Annotated in this window: 17 protein-coding genes and 1 tRNA gene; 8 read left to right on the top strand and 10 right to left on the bottom strand. The window is 72.1% G+C overall.

The features are described 5' to 3' along the window. Positions 1-14: 14 nt before the first annotated feature. The gene (locus tag HUT10_RS29720) at positions 15-1,550 is read left to right on the top strand and encodes a 3-hydroxyacyl-CoA dehydrogenase (protein ID WP_176174218.1); all 1,536 of its coding nucleotides are present in this window, start codon (positions 15-17) and stop codon (positions 1,548-1,550) included. A gap of 3 nt (positions 1,551-1,553) precedes the next feature. Here HUT10_RS29720 and HUT10_RS29715 read toward each other — a convergent pair whose 3' ends face one another. The 3 genes from HUT10_RS29715 to HUT10_RS29705 form a co-directional block, all read right to left on the bottom strand. After that, positions 1,554-2,126 carry a L,D-transpeptidase gene (locus HUT10_RS29715; RefSeq protein WP_254897077.1) on the bottom strand — a complete coding sequence of 191 codons (573 nt, stop codon included), beginning with the start codon at positions 2,124-2,126 and terminating at the stop codon, positions 1,554-1,556. Between the two features lie 101 nt (positions 2,127-2,227). Beyond that, entirely contained in the window at positions 2,228-5,209 is a 2,982-nt protein-coding gene (locus HUT10_RS29710) for a PQQ-dependent sugar dehydrogenase (protein WP_176174216.1), read from the bottom strand. A 106-nt stretch (positions 5,210-5,315) separates the two neighbouring features. Beyond that, positions 5,316-5,972 (bottom strand): L,D-transpeptidase, encoded by a 657-nt coding sequence (locus tag HUT10_RS29705; protein ID WP_176174215.1) that lies wholly within the window; start codon positions 5,970-5,972, stop codon positions 5,316-5,318. Positions 5,973-6,190: 218 nt separating this feature from the next. Between HUT10_RS29705 and HUT10_RS29700 the strand changes: the two genes are divergently transcribed. Beyond that, entirely contained in the window at positions 6,191-6,691 is a 501-nt protein-coding gene (locus HUT10_RS29700) for a hypothetical protein (RefSeq protein ID WP_176174214.1), read from the top strand. Here HUT10_RS29700 and HUT10_RS29695 read toward each other — a convergent pair. After that, positions 6,681-7,571, bottom strand: coding sequence for a serine/threonine-protein kinase (locus tag HUT10_RS29695; protein ID WP_176174213.1), 891 nt, complete (start codon positions 7,569-7,571; stop codon positions 6,681-6,683). The two genes, HUT10_RS29700 and HUT10_RS29695, sit on opposite strands and share 11 nt — an antisense overlap. 8 nt (positions 7,572-7,579) lie before the next feature. Beyond that, complete coding sequence (locus tag HUT10_RS29690) at positions 7,580-9,274, bottom strand: class I SAM-dependent DNA methyltransferase (RefSeq protein ID WP_176174212.1); 1,695 nt, start codon at positions 9,272-9,274, stop codon at positions 7,580-7,582. Between the two features lie 77 nt (positions 9,275-9,351). Here HUT10_RS29690 and HUT10_RS29685 point away from each other — a divergent pair, with 77 nt between their 5' ends. From HUT10_RS29685 to HUT10_RS29660, 6 genes are all read left to right on the top strand, one after another. Beyond that, positions 9,352-10,095, top strand: a complete 744-nt coding sequence (locus HUT10_RS29685) for a PP2C family serine/threonine-protein phosphatase (RefSeq protein WP_176174211.1) — start codon at positions 9,352-9,354, stop codon at positions 10,093-10,095. A 44-nt stretch (positions 10,096-10,139) separates the two neighbouring features. Next, positions 10,140-10,224 (top strand) — tRNA-Ser (locus tag HUT10_RS29680). A gap of 625 nt (positions 10,225-10,849) precedes the next feature. Then, on the top strand, positions 10,850-11,110 hold the full coding sequence (locus HUT10_RS29675; protein ID WP_003056176.1) for a hypothetical protein: 261 nt from the start codon (positions 10,850-10,852) through the stop codon (positions 11,108-11,110). Between the two features lie 5 nt (positions 11,111-11,115). After that, positions 11,116-11,361 carry a hypothetical protein gene (locus HUT10_RS29670; protein ID WP_086849216.1) on the top strand — a complete coding sequence of 82 codons (246 nt, stop codon included), beginning with the start codon at positions 11,116-11,118 and terminating at the stop codon, positions 11,359-11,361. Positions 11,362-11,396: 35 nt separating this feature from the next. After that, positions 11,397-14,126 (top strand): FtsK/SpoIIIE domain-containing protein, encoded by a 2,730-nt coding sequence (locus tag HUT10_RS29665; RefSeq protein WP_176174210.1) that lies wholly within the window; start codon positions 11,397-11,399, stop codon positions 14,124-14,126. Continuing rightward, entirely contained in the window at positions 14,123-14,527 is a 405-nt protein-coding gene (locus tag HUT10_RS29660; protein WP_176174209.1) for a hypothetical protein, read from the top strand. The genes HUT10_RS29665 and HUT10_RS29660 overlap by 4 nt, the downstream gene beginning before the upstream one ends. Here the strand turns inward: HUT10_RS29660 and HUT10_RS29655 are convergent. From HUT10_RS29655 to HUT10_RS29635, 5 genes are read right to left on the bottom strand one after another with little or no spacing between them, the layout of a single operon-like run. Beyond that, entirely contained in the window at positions 14,524-14,859 is a 336-nt protein-coding gene (locus HUT10_RS29655) for a YbaB/EbfC family nucleoid-associated protein (RefSeq protein WP_176174208.1), read from the bottom strand. The two genes, HUT10_RS29660 and HUT10_RS29655, sit on opposite strands and share 4 nt — an antisense overlap. Next, positions 14,856-15,173: a hypothetical protein gene (locus HUT10_RS29650; protein WP_176174207.1), complete on the bottom strand. Its 318-nt coding sequence runs from the start codon at positions 15,171-15,173 to the stop codon at positions 14,856-14,858. The genes HUT10_RS29655 and HUT10_RS29650 overlap by 4 nt, the downstream gene beginning before the upstream one ends. After that, the gene (locus tag HUT10_RS29645; RefSeq protein ID WP_254897076.1) at positions 15,170-15,736 is read right to left on the bottom strand and encodes a hypothetical protein; all 567 of its coding nucleotides are present in this window, start codon (positions 15,734-15,736) and stop codon (positions 15,170-15,172) included. Before HUT10_RS29645 ends, HUT10_RS29650 begins: the two co-directional genes overlap by 4 nt. Further along, positions 15,736-16,917, bottom strand: coding sequence for a putative T7SS-secreted protein (locus HUT10_RS29640; protein WP_176174205.1), 1,182 nt, complete (start codon positions 16,915-16,917; stop codon positions 15,736-15,738). Before HUT10_RS29640 ends, HUT10_RS29645 begins: the two co-directional genes overlap by 1 nt. Further along, positions 16,914-17,465 carry a hypothetical protein gene (locus HUT10_RS29635; protein WP_176174204.1) on the bottom strand — a complete coding sequence of 184 codons (552 nt, stop codon included), beginning with the start codon at positions 17,463-17,465 and terminating at the stop codon, positions 16,914-16,916. The genes HUT10_RS29640 and HUT10_RS29635 overlap by 4 nt, the downstream gene beginning before the upstream one ends. Between the last annotated feature and the right edge of the window lie 58 nt (positions 17,466-17,523).

The raw sequence follows: 17,523 nt of genomic DNA, 5'->3' as shown, positions 1-17,523 counted from the left end.
AAGGGCGGCACGACGTGACGGGGTGGGCCGGGAAGGTCGGCAGGATCCGGGTGATCGGCACCGGGGTGATGGGCCGGGGGATCGTCCAGCTGGCCGCGACCGCGGGGGTGACCGTCGAGCTGGCCGACGTCCGGCGCGAGGCCGTCGACGAGGCGATCGGGTACGTCGGCGGGATGGTCGACAAGCTCGCCGCCAAGGGCAAGCTGACCGGAGACGCCCAGGCCGTGAAGGGCAGGCTGGTCGCGGTGGACGCGCCCGACGCCCCCGCCGACGGCGTCGACCTCGTGCTCGAAGCCGTCCGGGAGGACCTCGAGACGAAACGCGCCCTGTTCGGCAGCCTCGAGCGCGTCTGCCCACAGGACACGGTCTTCGCGACGAACACGAGTTCGCTGTCGGTCACCGAAATCGCCGCCGGGCTGGCCGACCCCGGCCGCCTGCTCGGCCTGCACTTCTTCAACCCGGTGCCGCTGATGCGGCTGGTCGAGGTGGTGCCCGGCGCGCGCACGCACGACTGGCTGCCCGCCGAGGCGATCGAGCTGGTCAGGAGCTGGGGCCACGAGCCGGTGCTCGCGAAGGACGCGCCCGGCTTCCTGGTCAACCACGCCGGCCGCGGCCTGAACACCGAGGCGCTGCAGATCCTCGCCGAGGCGCTGGCCGAGCCCGCCGACGTCGACCGCGTCGCCCGTGACGTGCTCGGCCTGAAGCTCGGTCCGTTCGAGCTGCTCGACCTCACCGGCCTCGACGTTTCGCACGCGGTACTGGAAAGCATCTGGAGCGGCTTCCACGGCGACCCGCGGCTGCGGCCGTCGTGGCTGACCCGGCCGCGGGTGGCGGCCGGCCTGTTCGGGCGCAAGAACGGCGAAGGCTTCTACACCTACCCCGACGGCAAGCAGCAGGTCGCCGCCGAGCCCGCCGCCCCGCCGAAGCCGTCGAGCCCGGTGTTCACCGCGGACGAGCACCTCGCCCGCGCGCTGTCGGCCGCGGGCGTGCAAGTGGTGTCCGACGCCTACCCGGACGCGATCCTGCTCGTGCCGCTCTACGGCGAATCCACAGTGGACGCCGCGAACCGCGCCGGGCTCCCCCTGGACCGTGTCGCCGGCGTCGATCCGCTGGGCGGCTACGAACGCCGGCTCACGCTGTCCGTCCACCCCGGACTCGACCCGGCGGCGGGCCGCGCCGCGTGGGGCGCGCTGGCCGCGACCGGCCTGCCGGTGACGGTGGTCCGCGACGGGCCCGCGCCGATCGCCCAGCGCCTGCTGGCGTCGATCGTCAACACGGCGTGCTTCATCGCGGGCCAGCACCTGGCGAGTCCGCAGGACATCGACACGGCGGTCCGCCTCGGGCTCGGCTATCCCCGCGGCCCGCTGGCTTGGGGCGACCTCGTCGGCGGCGACGTGGTGCTGCGCATCCTGCACGGTCTCGCCGCGGCCACCGGCGACCCCCGCTACCGGCCGAGCCCCTGGCTCACCGAGCGCGTCGCCCTCGGCCTGCCGCTGACGACGGCCGGGACGACACCGGCGGACCTGCGAACGTCCGTAACGTCCGAATAGGACTCAGCGGACGACCTGGACTTCGTCACCCGTCTCGAGGGTGGTGAAGAACTTCAGCGACGCCGCGCTCGAGAGGTGCACGCAGCCGGCCGAGTACCGGCTGAGGCTGCCTTCGTGGAACGCGATGCCGCCGGGGGCGAAGAACACCGAGTTCGGCATCGGCGCACCGTCGAACTCGGTGCTGTGGTGCAGCTTTTCCTTGTACTGCACGTGCCACTTGCCCACCGGGGTCGGCCCGTCCTTCTTGCCGGGCAGCATCTTCACCGGGCCGTAGACGATCTTGCCTTCGTCGAGCAGCCACGCCTGCTTGCCCGAAAGGGACACGCACGCCTTCGCCGTGGCCGTGCACGGAACCCCGGCCGCCACCACCGGCTTCGCCTTGGCCGGCGTCGGCTTCGACGTCGGCGTCGATGCCGGAGCCGAGGTCGGGGCCGACTCGGCCGTCGTCGAAGTCGTCGAAGAGGCGACCGATGGCGTGTCCGCCGCCAGCCGGACGTCCGCCGCCCCGCCCGCCGAGCAGGCGGTCAGCACCGCGCCGGCGGCCAAAGTGGACAGAGCAGCCAGAACGCGCCGCACGCGCATGTGATCCCCCAGGAGTCGGTGTTCCCGCTTTCTGCCACCCAAGACGTGCGGTGTGGCCCTGAGGTTGAGCGCGCGGGAGAATTCTTCGGCCGGGATCACCCGCGATAGTCGCGGGCCCCGACGGAGGTGTAGGTGATGTAGCCGCCCTCGAAGTCGCTGCGGTACCCGCCGCCTACCGCGTACTCGTCCGATTTCGGGTAGCGCAGGTAGGAGTACTCCCACCCGAGCGCCGCCCAGCGCCTCCGGATCTCGCCCTTCACCACGTGCGCGCCGGTGGCCGTCGTGTAGTAGATCGAGCCGCCCTTGGTGAAGTGGTTGTAGCGGCCGCGGCCGTCCGGGGTGGCCAGTTCGTCGGTCGTCGGATAACCCAGCCCGCGCTCGTAGTCCAGCGCGGCCCACTTCTTCCGGATCTCGCCGTTGATCGCGCGCGCACCCGTCCCGGCCGTGTAGTAGATCGAGCCGACCGTGCCGCCCTTGGCGAAGTGGTTGTACCGCGCGACCCCGTCCGGCGTTCCCAGCTCGTCCGTCGTCGGATAACCCAGGCCACGCTCGTAATCGAGCGCCGCCCACTTCTTCCGGATCTCGCCGTAGATCGCGTGGCCGCCGGTCGCCACCGTGTAGTAGATCGAGCCGACGTTGCCGCCCTTGACGAAGTGGTTGTACCGCGCGACCCCGTCCGGCGTCGCCAGCTCGTCGGTCGTCGGATAACCCAGCCCGCGCTCGTAGTCCAGCGCGGCCCACTTCTTCCGGATCTCCCCGGAGATGAAGTGCGTGCCCGTCGCGGCCGTGGAGTAGATCGAGCTCACCGTTCCGTTGGCGGCGAAGTGGTTGTACTGGGCCACGCCGTCGGGGGTGGTGGACGTGTCGGACGTCGGGGGCCCGACCACGGCGTGCCCGCCCATGGCGAGGTACTTGTCCAGCACCGGGCCGGTGACGTACCAGGTGCCGGTCCCGGCGCTCCAGTACAGCCGGCCGTTGGCGTACACGCGGTAGTGGACCGGACCGTCGGTGACCTCGTCCGACGTCGGCGTGCCGAGCTTCGCCCGCAGGGCTGCGTCGGCGTCGTAACGCCGGTCGATCGGGGTCGCGTAGTTCGCTGTCAGGGTCAGGTCGTCCGAGCCGACGGTGATGATCCACTCGGGATCCGCCGGGCCGTCCTGCCAGCCGGTGAACTGGGACACGCCGTCGATGGCCAGGGAGGACGCCTCGACGTCGAAGGTGGCCCCTTCGGTCACCATCGCCGTGCTGGCCCCGCCGGCCACCGGGATGCTCAGCGCCGCGGGCTGGGTGCCGCGCAGCGTGATCCGGTGCTGCCGCGGCAATGCCGTGTACGTCTTCGTCGTGGTGACACCCGCGCTGTCGGTCACCGTCGCGGTGAACTCCACGCGGGAGTCGGGGTGCGCGGTGAACGGCTGCGAGAAGCTGCCCCCGGTCCCGCCGACGCCGGGGTGGGAGTGGCACGTCGCTTCGCTCGGGCAGTGCCGCACCGCCGTGGTCCAGGTGACCGGCAGCGTGCCGTCCTCGGCGTCGGTCGCGGTGGCGCTCACCGACACCGTCTGGTTGACCGCGAAGGTGGTGTTCCCGGGCGTGGTCAGGGTGAGCACCGGGGTCCGATTGGCCGGCGCGACCGCGATGGCGGTCTGGCCGGTCAGACCGAGCGGGTCCCGGACGCGCAGCTGCGCGGTGAACGACGCGGTGCCCGCCGGGTAGGTGTGCGACACCTTCGGACCGGCGTCGGCCACGGTGGCCCCGTCCCCGAAGTCCCAGTCGTACGCGAGGGTGTCGCCGTCGTAGTCGACCGAAGCCGAGCCGTCGAACGAAACCGTGCGGGTGGCCGGGTTCGTCGACGTCGTCGCCTTGGCGACCGGCGCGGTGTTGCCCGCCGAGTAGGTCAGGCGGCGCAGGGTGCCGGACGCGATGTCGGCGTAGACGATGTCGCCGTTCGGCGCGGCCGCGAGCTTCACCGGGCCGCCGATGCCGGTGAACAGCGGCGGGTTCTCCGGCGGCTGGGTGAGCTTGCCCTGGCCGTCGTACCGCAGCGTCCACAGCTTGCCGGCCACGTAGTCGCCGAAGAAGTACGAGCCGCGGTAGGACGCCGGGTAGCTCGATCCACTGTAGACGATGCCGCCGGTGACGCTGTTGCCGTTCGTCGGCCCGGTGCCGTGGGTGTACTCGTGGATGGGTGGCTGGTTCGGCACGCCGGCACAGCCCGCGAGACCGCTGTAGCCCGGCGTCGCGTGCGTGCCCTCCCAGCACGGCCAGCCCAGGTTGGCGCCGCGCTGGACGACGTCGACCTCTTCCCAGTTGCTCCAGCCGACGTCGCCGGCCACCGGCAGGCCGAGGTTCGGGTCGATGCTGAAGCGGAACGGGTTGCGGAGGCCGCGGGCGAACACCTTGCTCGCGGTCGAGCCCGGGTTGGCGGCGTCGTAGTACGGGTTGCCCGGCACGCCCTGGCCGCCGGCCGTCAGGTGGAAGATCTTGCCGTAGGGCTGGTTGACGTCCTGGACGCGCAGCGCGCCCGGGTCCATCATCCGGTAGTCGCTGTTGTCGCCGACGGAGAGCCAGAGCGTGCCGTCCGCGGCCGCGAGGACGGTGTCGATGCCGTGGACGTTGAAGCTGCCCGGCACCTCGAACAGCGGCTGCTCACCGGTCAGGCCGGCCGGGCCGCCCGCCGCGTCCACGGTCACGGTGAACCGCGAGAGCCGCATGACGAAGCCGCCGGCGGTGTCGATCGACCGCGTGAGGTAGATGGCCCGCGACGCCGGGTAGTCGGGCGCCACGGCGAGCCCGACGAGGCCGAGGTCCTCTTCAGAGCGGACCGGCAGCGTCGCGATCGTCCGGGCGGCGCCGGTGATCGGCAGCCAGCGGACGGCGCCGGTCTTGCCGGTGGCCAGGACGGAGTTGTCCGGCAGGTGGGCGAAGTCCGTGAGCTCGTACGCGCCCAGCCCGGTGTCGGTGTCCCGGAGGACGAATCCCGGTGGGAGCGCCGCCGCCGTCGCCACCCCCTGTGACACGACGGGGAGCACCGCTCCCACCAGGACCGCCACCAGCAACAGGCGAAGCACGCGCATGGCCACCCCTTCCCGGTTGATCTTTAATCGCAAGATCAACGGGTGGGGTTTCGGCCATTCGGACTACTTCACCCAGAGGGGTGATTTATGTCACGTAACCGACGGTGACGGATTATGGGACGACCTGCACGACGTCGCCGACGTGCAGCGTGTTGAAGAACTTCAGCGACGCGCCCGCCGACAGGTGGATGCAGCCGTGCGAGTACACCGAGAGGCTGCCCGTGTGGAAGGCGTCGCCCGGGTAGAAGAAGACCGAGTTCGGCATCTCGGCGTTGTCGAACTCCTTCGACAGGTGCATCTTCTCCTTCGACAGCACGTGGAACGTGCCGGTCGGCGTCGCGTAGCCCTTGCGGCCCGGAAGCATCGGCACCGGGCCGTAGACGACCTTGCCGCCCTGCAGGATCCACGCCTTGTGCGCGGAGAGGTCGACGCAGGCGGCGGTGCCCGGGGCCGCGGCCGCCGCGGCGCAGGGGACGCCCGGGTCCGCCGCGGGCTGCGGCTTCGGCGTCGGCTTGGGCTTCGGCTTGGCCGAGGTGCTGGTCGGCGCCGCCTTGGTGGACGTCGGGGTGGGCGTCGGCGACGACTCCGTGGTGGTCGGCGTGGGGGTGGCGCTGGTGGTCGTGGTCGGCGTCGGCGTCCCGCCGCCGGTCCCCGCCGCGGCGACGGCCCCGCCGCCCGCGTTCGTCCCGGCGGCCGAGCCCCCGCCGGAGCACGCGGCCAGCACGAACGCGGTGGCCAGCGCGGCCGCTCCCGCCAGAAGCCTCTTCACGATCCGGTACCCCCAGCTGTCTCGATCATCGCGTTTGGACATCGGTAAAGACGGCGTTCACCCGGTCGAGGTTCGTCGGCGAAGGTCACGATTTGGGCAGCCGGTCTCAACCCGCGGGTGGACGCCGGAATCCACCCGGAACCGATCCGCGGGCCGACGAATCCGCGGCGCCGGTCACCGAAGCTGGGGAGACCGTCCGAACCAGGGGAGATCCCGGAATGCCCAGTGTCCTGCTCTACGTCGCCATCGCCGCCCTCGTCCTGTACCGCGTCGTCTACCAGCAGGTCCGCGGCACCCTGCTCAGCCGGCGGCGGCTCACCGTCCTGCCGCTGGTGCTCACGGTGGTCGGGGCGTACCTGACGCTGAAAGCGCTGCCCGGGGCACCCGCGGGCGAGCTGGGCCTGCTCGCGGCGGACCTGCTGGTGCTGGCCGGGCTCGGCGTGCTGCGCAGCACGACGACCACGCTCACCGAGCGCGACGGCACGACGTTCCAGAAGGGCTCGGCCGTCACGATCGGGCTGTGGGTGCTGACGGTCGCCGTCCGGATCGGCCTGCTCGCGCTGGGGACCGCGCTCGGCGTCGCCGGGCCGCTGACCTCGGCGTCGGTCGCGCTCAGCCTCGGGGTGACGATCGCGGTGCAGAACGCCACGACCTACCGGCGCATCCAGCGCCGCGGCCTGCCGCTCGCCGCCGGCCGCCGCACGGCGGTCAGCCGCTGACCCGGCCGAGCACCCTGGCGTACATCCGGCCCGGGCTGGGCACCGACGACGGCACCAGGAACCCCGGCAGCGGCGGGAGGCCGCCGACGAACGCGCCGAGCCGCTCGTACAGCACCGCGGCCCCGGCCGGGCGGGCTTCCGGGTCCTTCGCCAGCACCTCGGCGAGCAGCGCGTTCAACGATTTCGGCACGCCGCGCACGGGCGGTGGCAGCTCCTTGACCTGCCGCTCGAACACCGCGTACGCGGTCGGCCCGTCGAACAGCCGCCGTCCGGTGAGCATCTCGTGCAGCACGCAGCCCAGCGCGTAGAGGTCGCTGCGCGGTTCGGCGCCGCCGCGCTGGATCTGCTCGGGCGCCATGTACGACGGCGTCCCGAGCAGCTGCCCGGCCCGGGTGAACTGGGCGGCGTCGGCTTCGCGGAGCACGGCCAGCCCGAAGTCCATCACCTTCACGCCGCCGTCGGGCCCGAGCATCAGGTTGGACGGCTTGAGGTCGCGGTGGCAGACGGCGAGCGCGTGGGCGGCGGTCAGCACCGCGCACGTCTGCGCCGCGATCGCCGCGGCCCACGGCACCGGCAGCGGTCCGTGCTCGGCGAGCAGGTCGGCCACGGTCACGCCGTCGACGAACTGCATGACCTGGAATAACCGGTCGTCGTGGGTGCCGTAGTCGTACAGCGTCGGGACGCCGGGGTGGTCGAGCGTCGCCAGGATGCGGGCTTCGCGCGCGAAGCGGGCCTCCAGCTCTTCGTCGTGGCCCGGCAGCCTGAGCAGCTTGATCGCCACGCGGCGGCCCAGCCTGCGGTCGAACCCGCCGTGCACCGCACCCATCCCGCCGCGGCCGAGGGGCAGCTCGTCGAGCTCGTAGCGGTCGGCGATCAGCATCCGTTCCCCTAGTGGCCCGGCCTGAGCCGTCCTTCGACAAGTCCAGCGAAGCCTAGCCGGACCAGCTCACGGCCCGTTTCCGCCGCCTGGCGCAGGACGGTGTCGAACTCGGCGAGCTCTCTGAAGACGCCGCCGTACTCGCGCTGGACGGCGATCGGCAGCCGCGGGACCCGCACCCTCCTGCTGTCGATGCGGGTGGACGCCGACGCGGTGGGCAGGTCGGCCGCGCGCAGGCAGCCGGCGAGGAAGTCCGCGTCCAGCCGGGCCGCGTCGACGCGGTACACGGTGAGCCCGGCCCCCACCGGCCGCGGTGGTCCACTGTGGACGTACGCGATGCCGGTCACCGACGCGACGACGTCACCCGCTTCGGCCAGCGGGTGCTCGGCGTCCGCGCGCACCGGGGCGTGCCTGACCTCGACCACGCCGGCCTTGACCAGCTCGCCGACGGTGGTGAAGGCCGGCTCGGCCGCCGCCGGTTCCAGCGGCGGCAGCTGCGGGGCCAGCTCGGCGAACCGGGCGCGCACGGCCTGGAAGGCCTGCCCGGGATCCTCGTCCCGCGCGCGGCGGCGGGCCGGCGTCAGGTCGACGTCGTCGTCGAGCAGGTCGATGATCCGGACGCCGGATTCCGGGTGCGCGCCGAACTCCTGCCACATGTCGTCCACTGTGGACAGCTCGTCGCCCGCTTCGCCGAGCAGGACGGTGGACGGGGCGCGTTCGCCGGGCGCCGGGCGCCGCAGGAGCCAGAGGTCGGGGCCGGCCGGCGTCAGCGTGACGACCGCGCGGACCGCGCCCGCGCGCAGCAGGTTGCCGCGGATGCGTTTGCCGCTGCGCCGTCCGGCCGCCGCGCCCGGCATCAGGATCGCCACCGTGCCACCGGGTTCGACGTGCGCGAGGCAGTGCTGCACCCAGGCGAGCTCGGGTTCGCCGCGCGGCGGCAGGCCGTACTCCCAGCGCGCGTCGCCGACGAGTTCGTCGTGGCCCCAGGCCCGTTCGTTGAACGGCGGGTCGCACAACACCGCTTCGGCGGTGCGGCCGGCGAAGGCGTCTTCGCGCAGCGCGTCGACCGCGTGGACCTCGGCCTCGATGCCGCGCAGCCGCAGCCGCAGGGCCGCGATCGACGCCGTCATCGGGTCACTGTCCTGCGCCAGCACGGTTTTCGCGCCGCTCGCCAGCGCGAGCGCGCCGAAGCCGCACGCGGGGTCGAGGATCGTCGCCACCGGGCCGGCCAGGCGGGCCATCAGCTCGGCGACCGGTTCCGGGGTGGCCGACAGCCGCCGCGAATGGGCCTCGAAGTAGCGGCGGCACAACAGTTCGAAGGCTTCGACCGGGCCCGCCCGGTGCGTCAGCTCGCCGAGCAGCGCGAGCAGCTCCGGGTCGTCGAGCCGGCTGTCGAAGGTGTCGGCGAGGCCGGCTTGGACGGCGAAGTAGCCGCCCGCGCCGCTGACGCGCTCGGCGAGGTCGAGGTCGTCGCCGAGGGCGCGCAGGCGCTGCCACGCGCGTTCGCCGGCGCTCAGCTCGAACTTCTTGCCGCGGGCGTGGAACCAGGCGGCCACGGCGGAGAGACCGAACAGCGGGCTCGACGCCGTGCCGCCGACGGGCGGCGGGAAGTCCGGGTAGCGGCGGCGCCAGTTGCTGACCGCGGCCCGGCCGACCCCGGCGAGCCGCGCGATGTCGGCCGCGCTGACCGTGGCATCGTCGTCCATGGCGAGGACTCTATCGGAGGATGCTCCATTCAGCCGAGGCGCTTGTGAACTCAGTCAACCAATGCTTTCATGGGAACATGACACACGATCGGTACGTCCTGCGGTACGCCGCCGGGTCGGACGTCGGGAAGCGTCGCCAGATCAACGAAGACGCGGTCTACGCGAGTTCCCGGCTGCTCGCCGTCGCCGACGGCATCGGCGGCCAGCCGCACGGCGAGGTCGCCAGCGCGACGGCGGTCGACGTGCTGCGCGAGCTCGAGGTCGACCTGCGGCGGCTCGACCTGACGAACGTGGACCTGGCCGCGACGCTGGCCGGCGTGGTCAAGTCGATCGACGAGCGGCTGCACGAAGTCGCGTCGCAGGAGCCGACGACCGAAGGCATGGGAACCACGCTGACGGCGCTGTTGTTCGACGGCGTCGAGTTCGCGGCGGCCCACATCGGCGACTCCCGCGGCTACCTCCTGCGCGACGGCGGCCTCCGCCGGCTGACCCGCGACCACACGCTCGTCCAGGCCCTGGTCGAGGACGGCCGCGTCGCCGCCGAGGACGCCGAGAACCACCCGCGGCGCTCACTCCTGATGAAGGCGCTGCAGACGGCGGGTTCGGGCGACCCGGACATCTGGACGTTCAAGGCCAAGCCGGGAGACCGCTACCTGCTCTGTTCGGACGGCCTGAGCGGCCCGGTCCCGGAGGCAACCCTGCGCGACGTGCTGGATGCGGGCCAGGAGCCGGCCGAGGTGATCCCCGAGCTGATCCGCCTGGCCAACGAGGGCGGCGGCCCGGACAACATCACGTGCGTGGTCGCCGACGTCACGGCCTGACCCACCTTCCAGGCGGCGCGGGGCCATCCGGTATCGTCTCCTGCGGAGGATTGGCCGAGCGGCCTAAGGCGCACGCTTGGAAAGCGTGTTGGGTTCACGCCCTCGCAGGTTCGAATCCTGTATCCTCCGCCGGTTGAACACGCCGGGTGTCCCGCTTTGGGACACCCGGCGTTTTCCGTCCTACCGGCTGCCCATCCGCACGGGGAACTCGCGGATGGTCGCGATGGTGGTGTCCAGGTCGTCCGCCGGCAACCCGCTTCGGAATGACCGATCCGGCGCGCCCGCCCCCTCCGCCACTCTGGTCCCGCTCACCCCTTGCGCGACCCACCGTCGGTATGCCTCGGACACAGTTGCGCGGCACTTTCGGCCCACTCGAACATGAAATGCGTTCGGTGCTGCGGAATTCCCTGCCTGTACGGGGAGTTACGAACAGGGCTGAGCGCAAGCGGTTACTCCGGTCGCGCTAGTCTCACCAGCACCTCGCCCACCCCTGTCGAGAAAGGCCAGCAGTGGCACTGAAACCGCTCTGACCTGGGGTAGCGCTGGCCAGCGACTTCAAGGTGCGGTACTGGTGTCGGGACGACCCCCGCACAGACCGTGATCGGCCCGGCCCCGGACGTTCCCACGTCCGGGGCCTTGCTGATTCCGGACCCGCGATCACTCCGCAAAGTCTGATGATCACGCTGAGTCGCTGGATCTGTTTCAATGGAAGCCGTCCCCCGTACGACACCAGATTTCGAGGAGTAGAGGCCCGATGGCCGGAGTCGAAGAGATCCGCGCTGGCATCGCGCTCGCCAACGAGAAGGCGTCCGCGAGCATCGCCGCCCTGCAGCAGGCAGCGCAGTCTCTCGAAGAAGCCCAGCAGTCGCTCGCACAGGCGACCCAAGGGAGCAGCCAGCACGAAGTGAGCCAGGCGCACGGACTCCTGGCGGAGGCCCTGCAAGGCATCAACGGCTTGCAGAGCACCGTCCAGGCGAGCATTTCCTCCGCCGACTCCTACTCGGCGCGTCTGTAAGCCGGATGACGCTCGCCGAACTCCACCAGCTGCTCACCGCTGCCGTGACCGGGCTCGCTGACGCGCGCGCCCACTCCGAACGGGCCACAAGCCTGCTCGGAGAAGCCCGGCAAGCTCTCGTGGATGCCCAGGCCAAGGCCGATCCCTGGCTTCCGTTGCAGTACGCACAGGCCGGCGAGGGGCTGGACCAGCTCCTCGTCCGCCTGCACGCCGCCGAGGATCTGGTGAGCGGATACCGGTCGCGCCTGTAATCCTTTGAGGGGACACCTTTTTCTTGGGGACGCCGATGGCCAACAAGTCAGCCGAGCAACGCAACCGGGTCGAGACCGCGCTCGACCGGGTCCGCCACCAGATCGGGCTGGTGCTGGGCGCGGCGGCCGGAGCGCGCCAAGCCGCGGAAGCCGACCTCGCGAAGCTCCAGCTGGAGCAGGACATCGTGAAGGTCGGCATGAACCACGCGAGTGCCGAGCAGCAGAACGAGTGGTCACGCCACCCGGCGGCACACGAAGTGTTCGGCGCGCTCGGGACCGTGCGAAGCGCTTTCTACACCGACTGGAGCCAGGGCCCCGCCACCCTGCGGGAACTGGTCGCGCAGAACGCACCCGGCCCGGCCGGGCTGCCGCCGGGCGACTGGCTCGGCACGGTCGGCCACAACGCCGGCCTGACCTCGCCCGGGCTGTGGCGCGTCGGCTCCGCGACCGCCGCCGGCGGTGACGCGACCCGCACGTTCGACGTCGCCGTCCCGCTGCTCGACGAGTCGCACCTGGCGATCACGTCGGCGCCGAAGACCCGGCCGGTGATCGACGGCATCGTGCAGAACCTGCTGGTCCGGGTGCTGTCCACGTTCGAGCCCGGCACGGTCCGCGTGCACCTGTGGGACATCGGGCAGCTGACCGCGATCCTGCCCGACCTGTACCCGCTCAGTCACACGAGCGCACTCTCGCTGTACGACCCGGGCCGGCTCGAAGACCTCCTCGACGAGCTGGCCGGCCACATCCGGCGCATCCACGCCAGCTGCATGTCCGCCGGGTACACCTCCCTGCGGGAGATGCGGAAGGCGACCGGGCAGCGCGGCGAGCCGTACCGGATCGTCGTGCTCTACGGCAACGGCGAGACCCTGGAGCCCGAGCGCGCCCGCGACCTCAAGCGCGTCGCGAGCGGGGCGCTGGCCGCCGGGATCTGCCTGATCATGGTCGACGTGCCGACCGCGGTGAGCGCGCCGGTCGAGACGCTGAGCCTGCTCGACGACCGGCACGCGATCAGCAGCATGACCGGCACCGACCTGGTTGTCGACCTCGATCCCGCGATGCCGTCCGCGCAGGTGATCCGCGCGGTCGACAAGATCGCCAAGGCGCTGATCGCCAAGCAGGGCGGGCCGCGGTCGTTCGACGACCTGCTGCCGACCGAGCTGGGTCAGGAGAACTCGGCCCGCGAACTGCGGGCCCCGGTCGGGTTCTTCGAAGGCGAGCCGGTCGAGGTGGTGATCGGCGACGCCAGCCCGCACGCCCTGATCGGCGGACCGTCCGGTTCGGGCAAGACCAACTTCCTGTACGCGCTGCTCGGCAGCCTCGCGGCCCGGTACGACCCCGGCGAGCTGGCGCTGTACCTGCTGGACTTCAAGGAGGGCGTCTCGTTCGCCGGCCTGGCGCCCGGCCGCAAGGACGCGAGCTGGCTGCCGCACGCGCGGCTCGTCGGCGTCAACGTCAACACCGACCGCGAGTTCGGCCTGGCGCTGCTGCGGTTCCTGGCCGACGAGCTGCGGCGCCGGTCCGCGGCGGCCAAGGAGCACGAGGTCACGAACCTGGCCGACCTGCGCGAAGCCGACCCGGGCGGGCACTGGCCGCGGATCGTCGCGGTGATCGACGAGTTCCAGTACCTGTTCGCCGGCCGCGACCAGGTGACCGCGACGGCGACCCAGCTGCTGGAGGACATCGCGCGGCGCGGCCGGTCGCAGGGCATCCACCTCGTGCTGGCCAGCCAGGACGTCGCCGGCATCGAGGCGTTCTGGGGCAAGCCGGCCGTGTTCGAGCAGTGCACACTGCGGATCGCGATGCCGAAGGCGCGGCGCGTGCTGGCCGAGACGAACAACGCGGCGGTGTCGGCGCCGAAGTGGCACGCGGTGATCAACCACGACTCCGGGGTCGCGCACGGCAACCAGCTGGCCCACATCCCGGACGCGAGCAGCAAGAACGTGTTCGTCCGGCTGCAGCGCCGGTTGTGGGACGAGTACGCGGGCCACTTCCCGCGGCCGCGCCTGTTCGACGGCGCGCACCAGCCGGTCCTGGAACAGTTCCCGGCCTACCTGGACCTCAAGCCGAACTCGAAGCCGCGGGCGTTGCTGGGCCAGTCGATCGACGTGACCGAGACGGCGTGCGGCGTCGACCTGCCGCGGGCACCGGGCCGCAACGTCGCGGTGCTCGGCTCGGCGACCGCCGAAGCACTGTCCATCATGGACTCGGCGGCGCGGTCGCTGTCCCGGCAGTACGAACCGGGCGAGGTCGAGTTCATCCTCAGCTGCCCGATCGAGGCGTGCGCCGACGCGGCGATGGAGCTGGCCGCGCGGTTGCGCGACGACAACCACGCGGCGTCGCTGGTGGAGGATCTGACCGGCGTCCTGGAGTCGATGACCGGCTCGATGTCGGGTGGCGCGAAGGTGCTGCTGCTGTACGGCGTCGACGCGGCGTTGCCGTCGCTGGAGGCGAAGGCGGTCGGCCAGCTCAAGAGCGGCCTCGACCACCTGCGCGTGGTGCTCAAGCAGGGGCCGGGCCACGGCATCCACACGATCGGCTGGTGGCGCAGCATCGCCCGGCTCAAGGACACCCTGGGGTTCGCCGGCACCGACGACATCGGCACGTGGGCCGCGCTCGACGTCCAGGGCAATGAGCTGTCGCCGTTCGCGGCGGGCCAGGTGGTGCACTGGTCGCCGCGCCCGGGCCGGGCGTTGTTCTTCGACCGCACCACCCACGGCGCACCCGAAGTGATCATCCCGTTCCAGCGTCCGGAGAACGCGCAATGACCGACGACGCCACCGCGGCCATGCGGTACAAGGAGATCATCGCCCTGTCCCGGGGTTCGGCGGAGAACCTCCGGGAGTGGGAGCTGGCCCGCGCGGAGGCGCTGGACGCGGAGATCGAGGCCGCCGAGGCGGCGATCGAAGTGGCGACCGAGCGCGAGGCACGGGCGGCCGAGCGGGCGACGCGCTGGTGGAAGATGGCGCTGCACAACATCCAGGGCCTGCCGTGGCTCGCCCCCGGCGACGACCCACGCCCGGTCCCGACCGCACGTGCGGCCTACCTGGAGCGGTACCTCGAGGAGGTCAAGCCGAGCTACCAGGAGCTGGTCCAGGCGGTACTGGGACTGGGGTGGCGCGCGAAGCGGGCGGCCGCCAAGCGGGGCGAGCAGCCGCCGCCGGTCTAGACGTCGAACACGGTGTCGTAGGGAACGTCGTCGTCCACCGGAGGGTGCGACTCCGCGGGCGGCGGCGCACCCGGTTTGCCTCCGGCGGCTTCTCGGATGGCGGCCGTGATGGCCCGGCTCAACGTGTCGGCGTCGGACCGCAGGGCTTCGGGGGCCAGCCGCACCTCGTTGACGACTCCGTCCGGCCCGGCCAGGACGGTGACGGTCCGATCCGGCGAGACGACGGTCTTCTGGCCGCTGGCCGCCAGGAGGCGCCGGTTCTCGGCCTTGCGGTCTTCGATCTGCCTGAGCTGCCAGCGCATTTCCTCGATGAGCTGTGCGGTGTCGGTCATGCCAGTCTCCCCGGCTGGTACGGCGTGTAGACGAACTCGTAGTACTTCCAGACCCGGTGGTCGATCAGCGAGTAACCCCGGCTGTACGCGACGCGGAGCATGTCCTCTACGGACAACCCGAGTTCCATCTTCCGGATGCACACCTGGTTGCGGCCGTCGAGCTGCGCGGCCAGCCGCGTCATCTGCTTCTCGCGCGACTTGGTCGCACGCAGGGCGCGGACGATCGTCACCGTCATTCCGGCCGTGACCAATCCGCCACAGAACACGAAGCCGACGACGGATCCGATCGTGGAGGCGACGGAGTGTCCCGTCATCGGTCCACCGGCCCGCCGCGGAGGCTCCACGCCACCTTCGCCGTCGCCTCGGCGACAGCCGGCCAGGCGTCTTCGGACTCCGCGACCACCGAGAGGATCACCACGGACCGGCCGTCCGGCAACGGGATCTGGTACTCGGCCTTGATCTGCGTCCGGACGGCCCGCTCGGGCAGTCGGAACTCACCGCCGCTGATCGCGACGACGGCCGGGCCGATCGGCAGCCGCACCGGCTGGACCACCGCGTGCTTGTGGCGGGCGCGGTACTCCTCGGCCATCGCCGCCACCACGGCGTCCCGGTTGCCGGGTGCCGCCTGCGGCCACCGGGCCACGCCGAGCGTCAAGGTGGCGACGTCGCCCTTCCGCGGGCCGACGGCGAACTTGCCGAACACCCGGACGCCGTTGGCCTGCATGGCCGGGACCAGCGCCATCAGGTAGCTGCCGAACTCTTCGACGCTGGCCGCGGAGCCCTCGGCGGCCATCCAGGCGTGCCTGCGGTCGAGCCGGTCGTCGCGGCCCACCGGCAGGCCGGCGAACCCGGGCGGCAGGTCGATTTCCAGAGGCATCAGTTCCACACCTCGTCTTCCGCACGCTGACGGCGCCGCTCCGGCGCGTTGTCGGCCTGCATCCCGGCGTCGGCGGCGTTCCAGAACGCCACCCCGGCCCAGGAGATGCCGGCCGCGGCCAGCTGGTCGGGGTTCTTCGGCAGCCAGTAGTTCATGAAGTCGTCCAGCGGGCTTTCGAACTCGTCGCCGCCGAAGAGCTCGCCGATCTCCTGCTCCCGGAGGAGGCCGTAGGTGGCCCCCTTGACCGCCCAGTCCGGCACACCCGGAACGGTGCCGAGCAGCGTCGTCGTGACGCCCGCGGCATCGAAGACCAGGGTCTCGGGCGCCACGTCGGCCCCCGCCGCGGCGGCCACGCCGTGCCCGGCGAGTGCGGCGAGCCCGAGCTCGCCGCCCACCGCGCCGACGACCGTCCCGGCCGGCTCGGGAAGGAAGTCGCCGGCGACGCCGAGGAAGTTGCCGAGGTCGCCGACCACGTCCGAGACCTTGGCGAGCACCTCCGCGTGGTCCTGGACGAAGTTCCACGCCTCGTCGACGCTGTCGGCGAGGGTGTTCGACAGGTCGGCGAGTGCCCCGCCGACGGCGTCGCCGAGCTTGTCGAGGACGTCCGGCTCGTCGGGCGCCAGCTCCTTCGCCTTCCGCAGCTGTGCGGCGACCCGGGCCGCGGCGTCCGTGTGCTCCTGCCGGAGCTGTTTCGCGGCGTCTTGGACGTTCTGACAGCCGTCGATGGCGGCTTGGAGCTGCTCGCCGGCGTTGTCGAGGAGGCGCTGCGCGATCCGGAGGGACGGCGGGTCGGGGAACGTCCGGTTCGCCAGGGCGAGGTCCGGGTTCGCCCGCGCCTGCTCGGCCGCCCGGGCCGCGGCCTCCGCGCGGGCCTCCAGGTCGGCGGCACGTGTCTGCAGTTCGCCGAGGGTCTGGGCCCAGCTTTCGAGCGCATCGGCGGCCGCACCCATCGAGCGGGCAGCGCCTTCGAGGTACGGCGGCAGCGGCCCGACGCGGCGGGCGAAGGCCTCGCTCGCTTCGCCCTGCCAGATGCCCTGCTTGCGGACGATCTGCCGCAGCGAGTCGTCCGCCTCGGTCAGGTCCTCGCTCACCGCGCGGTACTTGACGGCCAGGTCGGTGACGCCGTCGAGATCGCCGGGCGCCGGGTCGAAGCCCAGGGCCGGGAAGTCGCGGGCGGTCATCGGCCGAGGCCGTTCAGGAGGTCGGTGATGCCGCCGGTCGCGCCGCCACCGATAGGACGGTCATCGGCGGCCGGGCCGGCCAGCCGATCGATGCCCGCCACTCCGCCGGTGTAGCCGCCACCCACCGGCCCGTCGCCCAGGTCAGCGCCCGGACCACTCCGCCCGCCCGGCCCACCGATCCCCGGCACCCCACCCGGGCAACTCCGTCCAGCCGGCGGCAACTGCCCAGGCGGCCCACCCGAGTCCAGCACCGCGGCCCCGAACTTCCCCAGCTCACCCCCGAACTCGGCCTCGATCCGCTCGTACTTCCCCTTCGCCGCCTCCAGCCGCTCGGTCACCCCCTCGGCCGCCTCCCCCAACCGGCCGATCCCGTAGCCCCACGCCTCCTCGAACTCCATCCCCGCCCGGCCCAGCTCCGCCGTCCCCAGCGAGCCGAACGCCCCACCCCCGCCGAGCTTCCGGTTGGCCTCCGCCATCCTGTCCGCCGCCGTACCGAGGTCGGCGATGAGCTTGCCCAGCTCGTCGACCTTCACCGCGTAGCCGTCCACGCCACCCTCCCCTTGTGGTCCCGTCCACCGTAAGACGGCCCCCTGCGGGTAGCGGTTT

The sequence above is a fragment of the Amycolatopsis sp. Hca4 genome, from assembly GCF_013364075.1.
In the GTDB taxonomy this organism is placed as follows: Bacteria; Actinomycetota; Actinomycetes; order Mycobacteriales; family Pseudonocardiaceae; genus Amycolatopsis.
The sequence above is the reverse complement of the archived record's forward strand: the minus strand, read 5'-3'. Positions and strand labels throughout refer to the sequence as shown.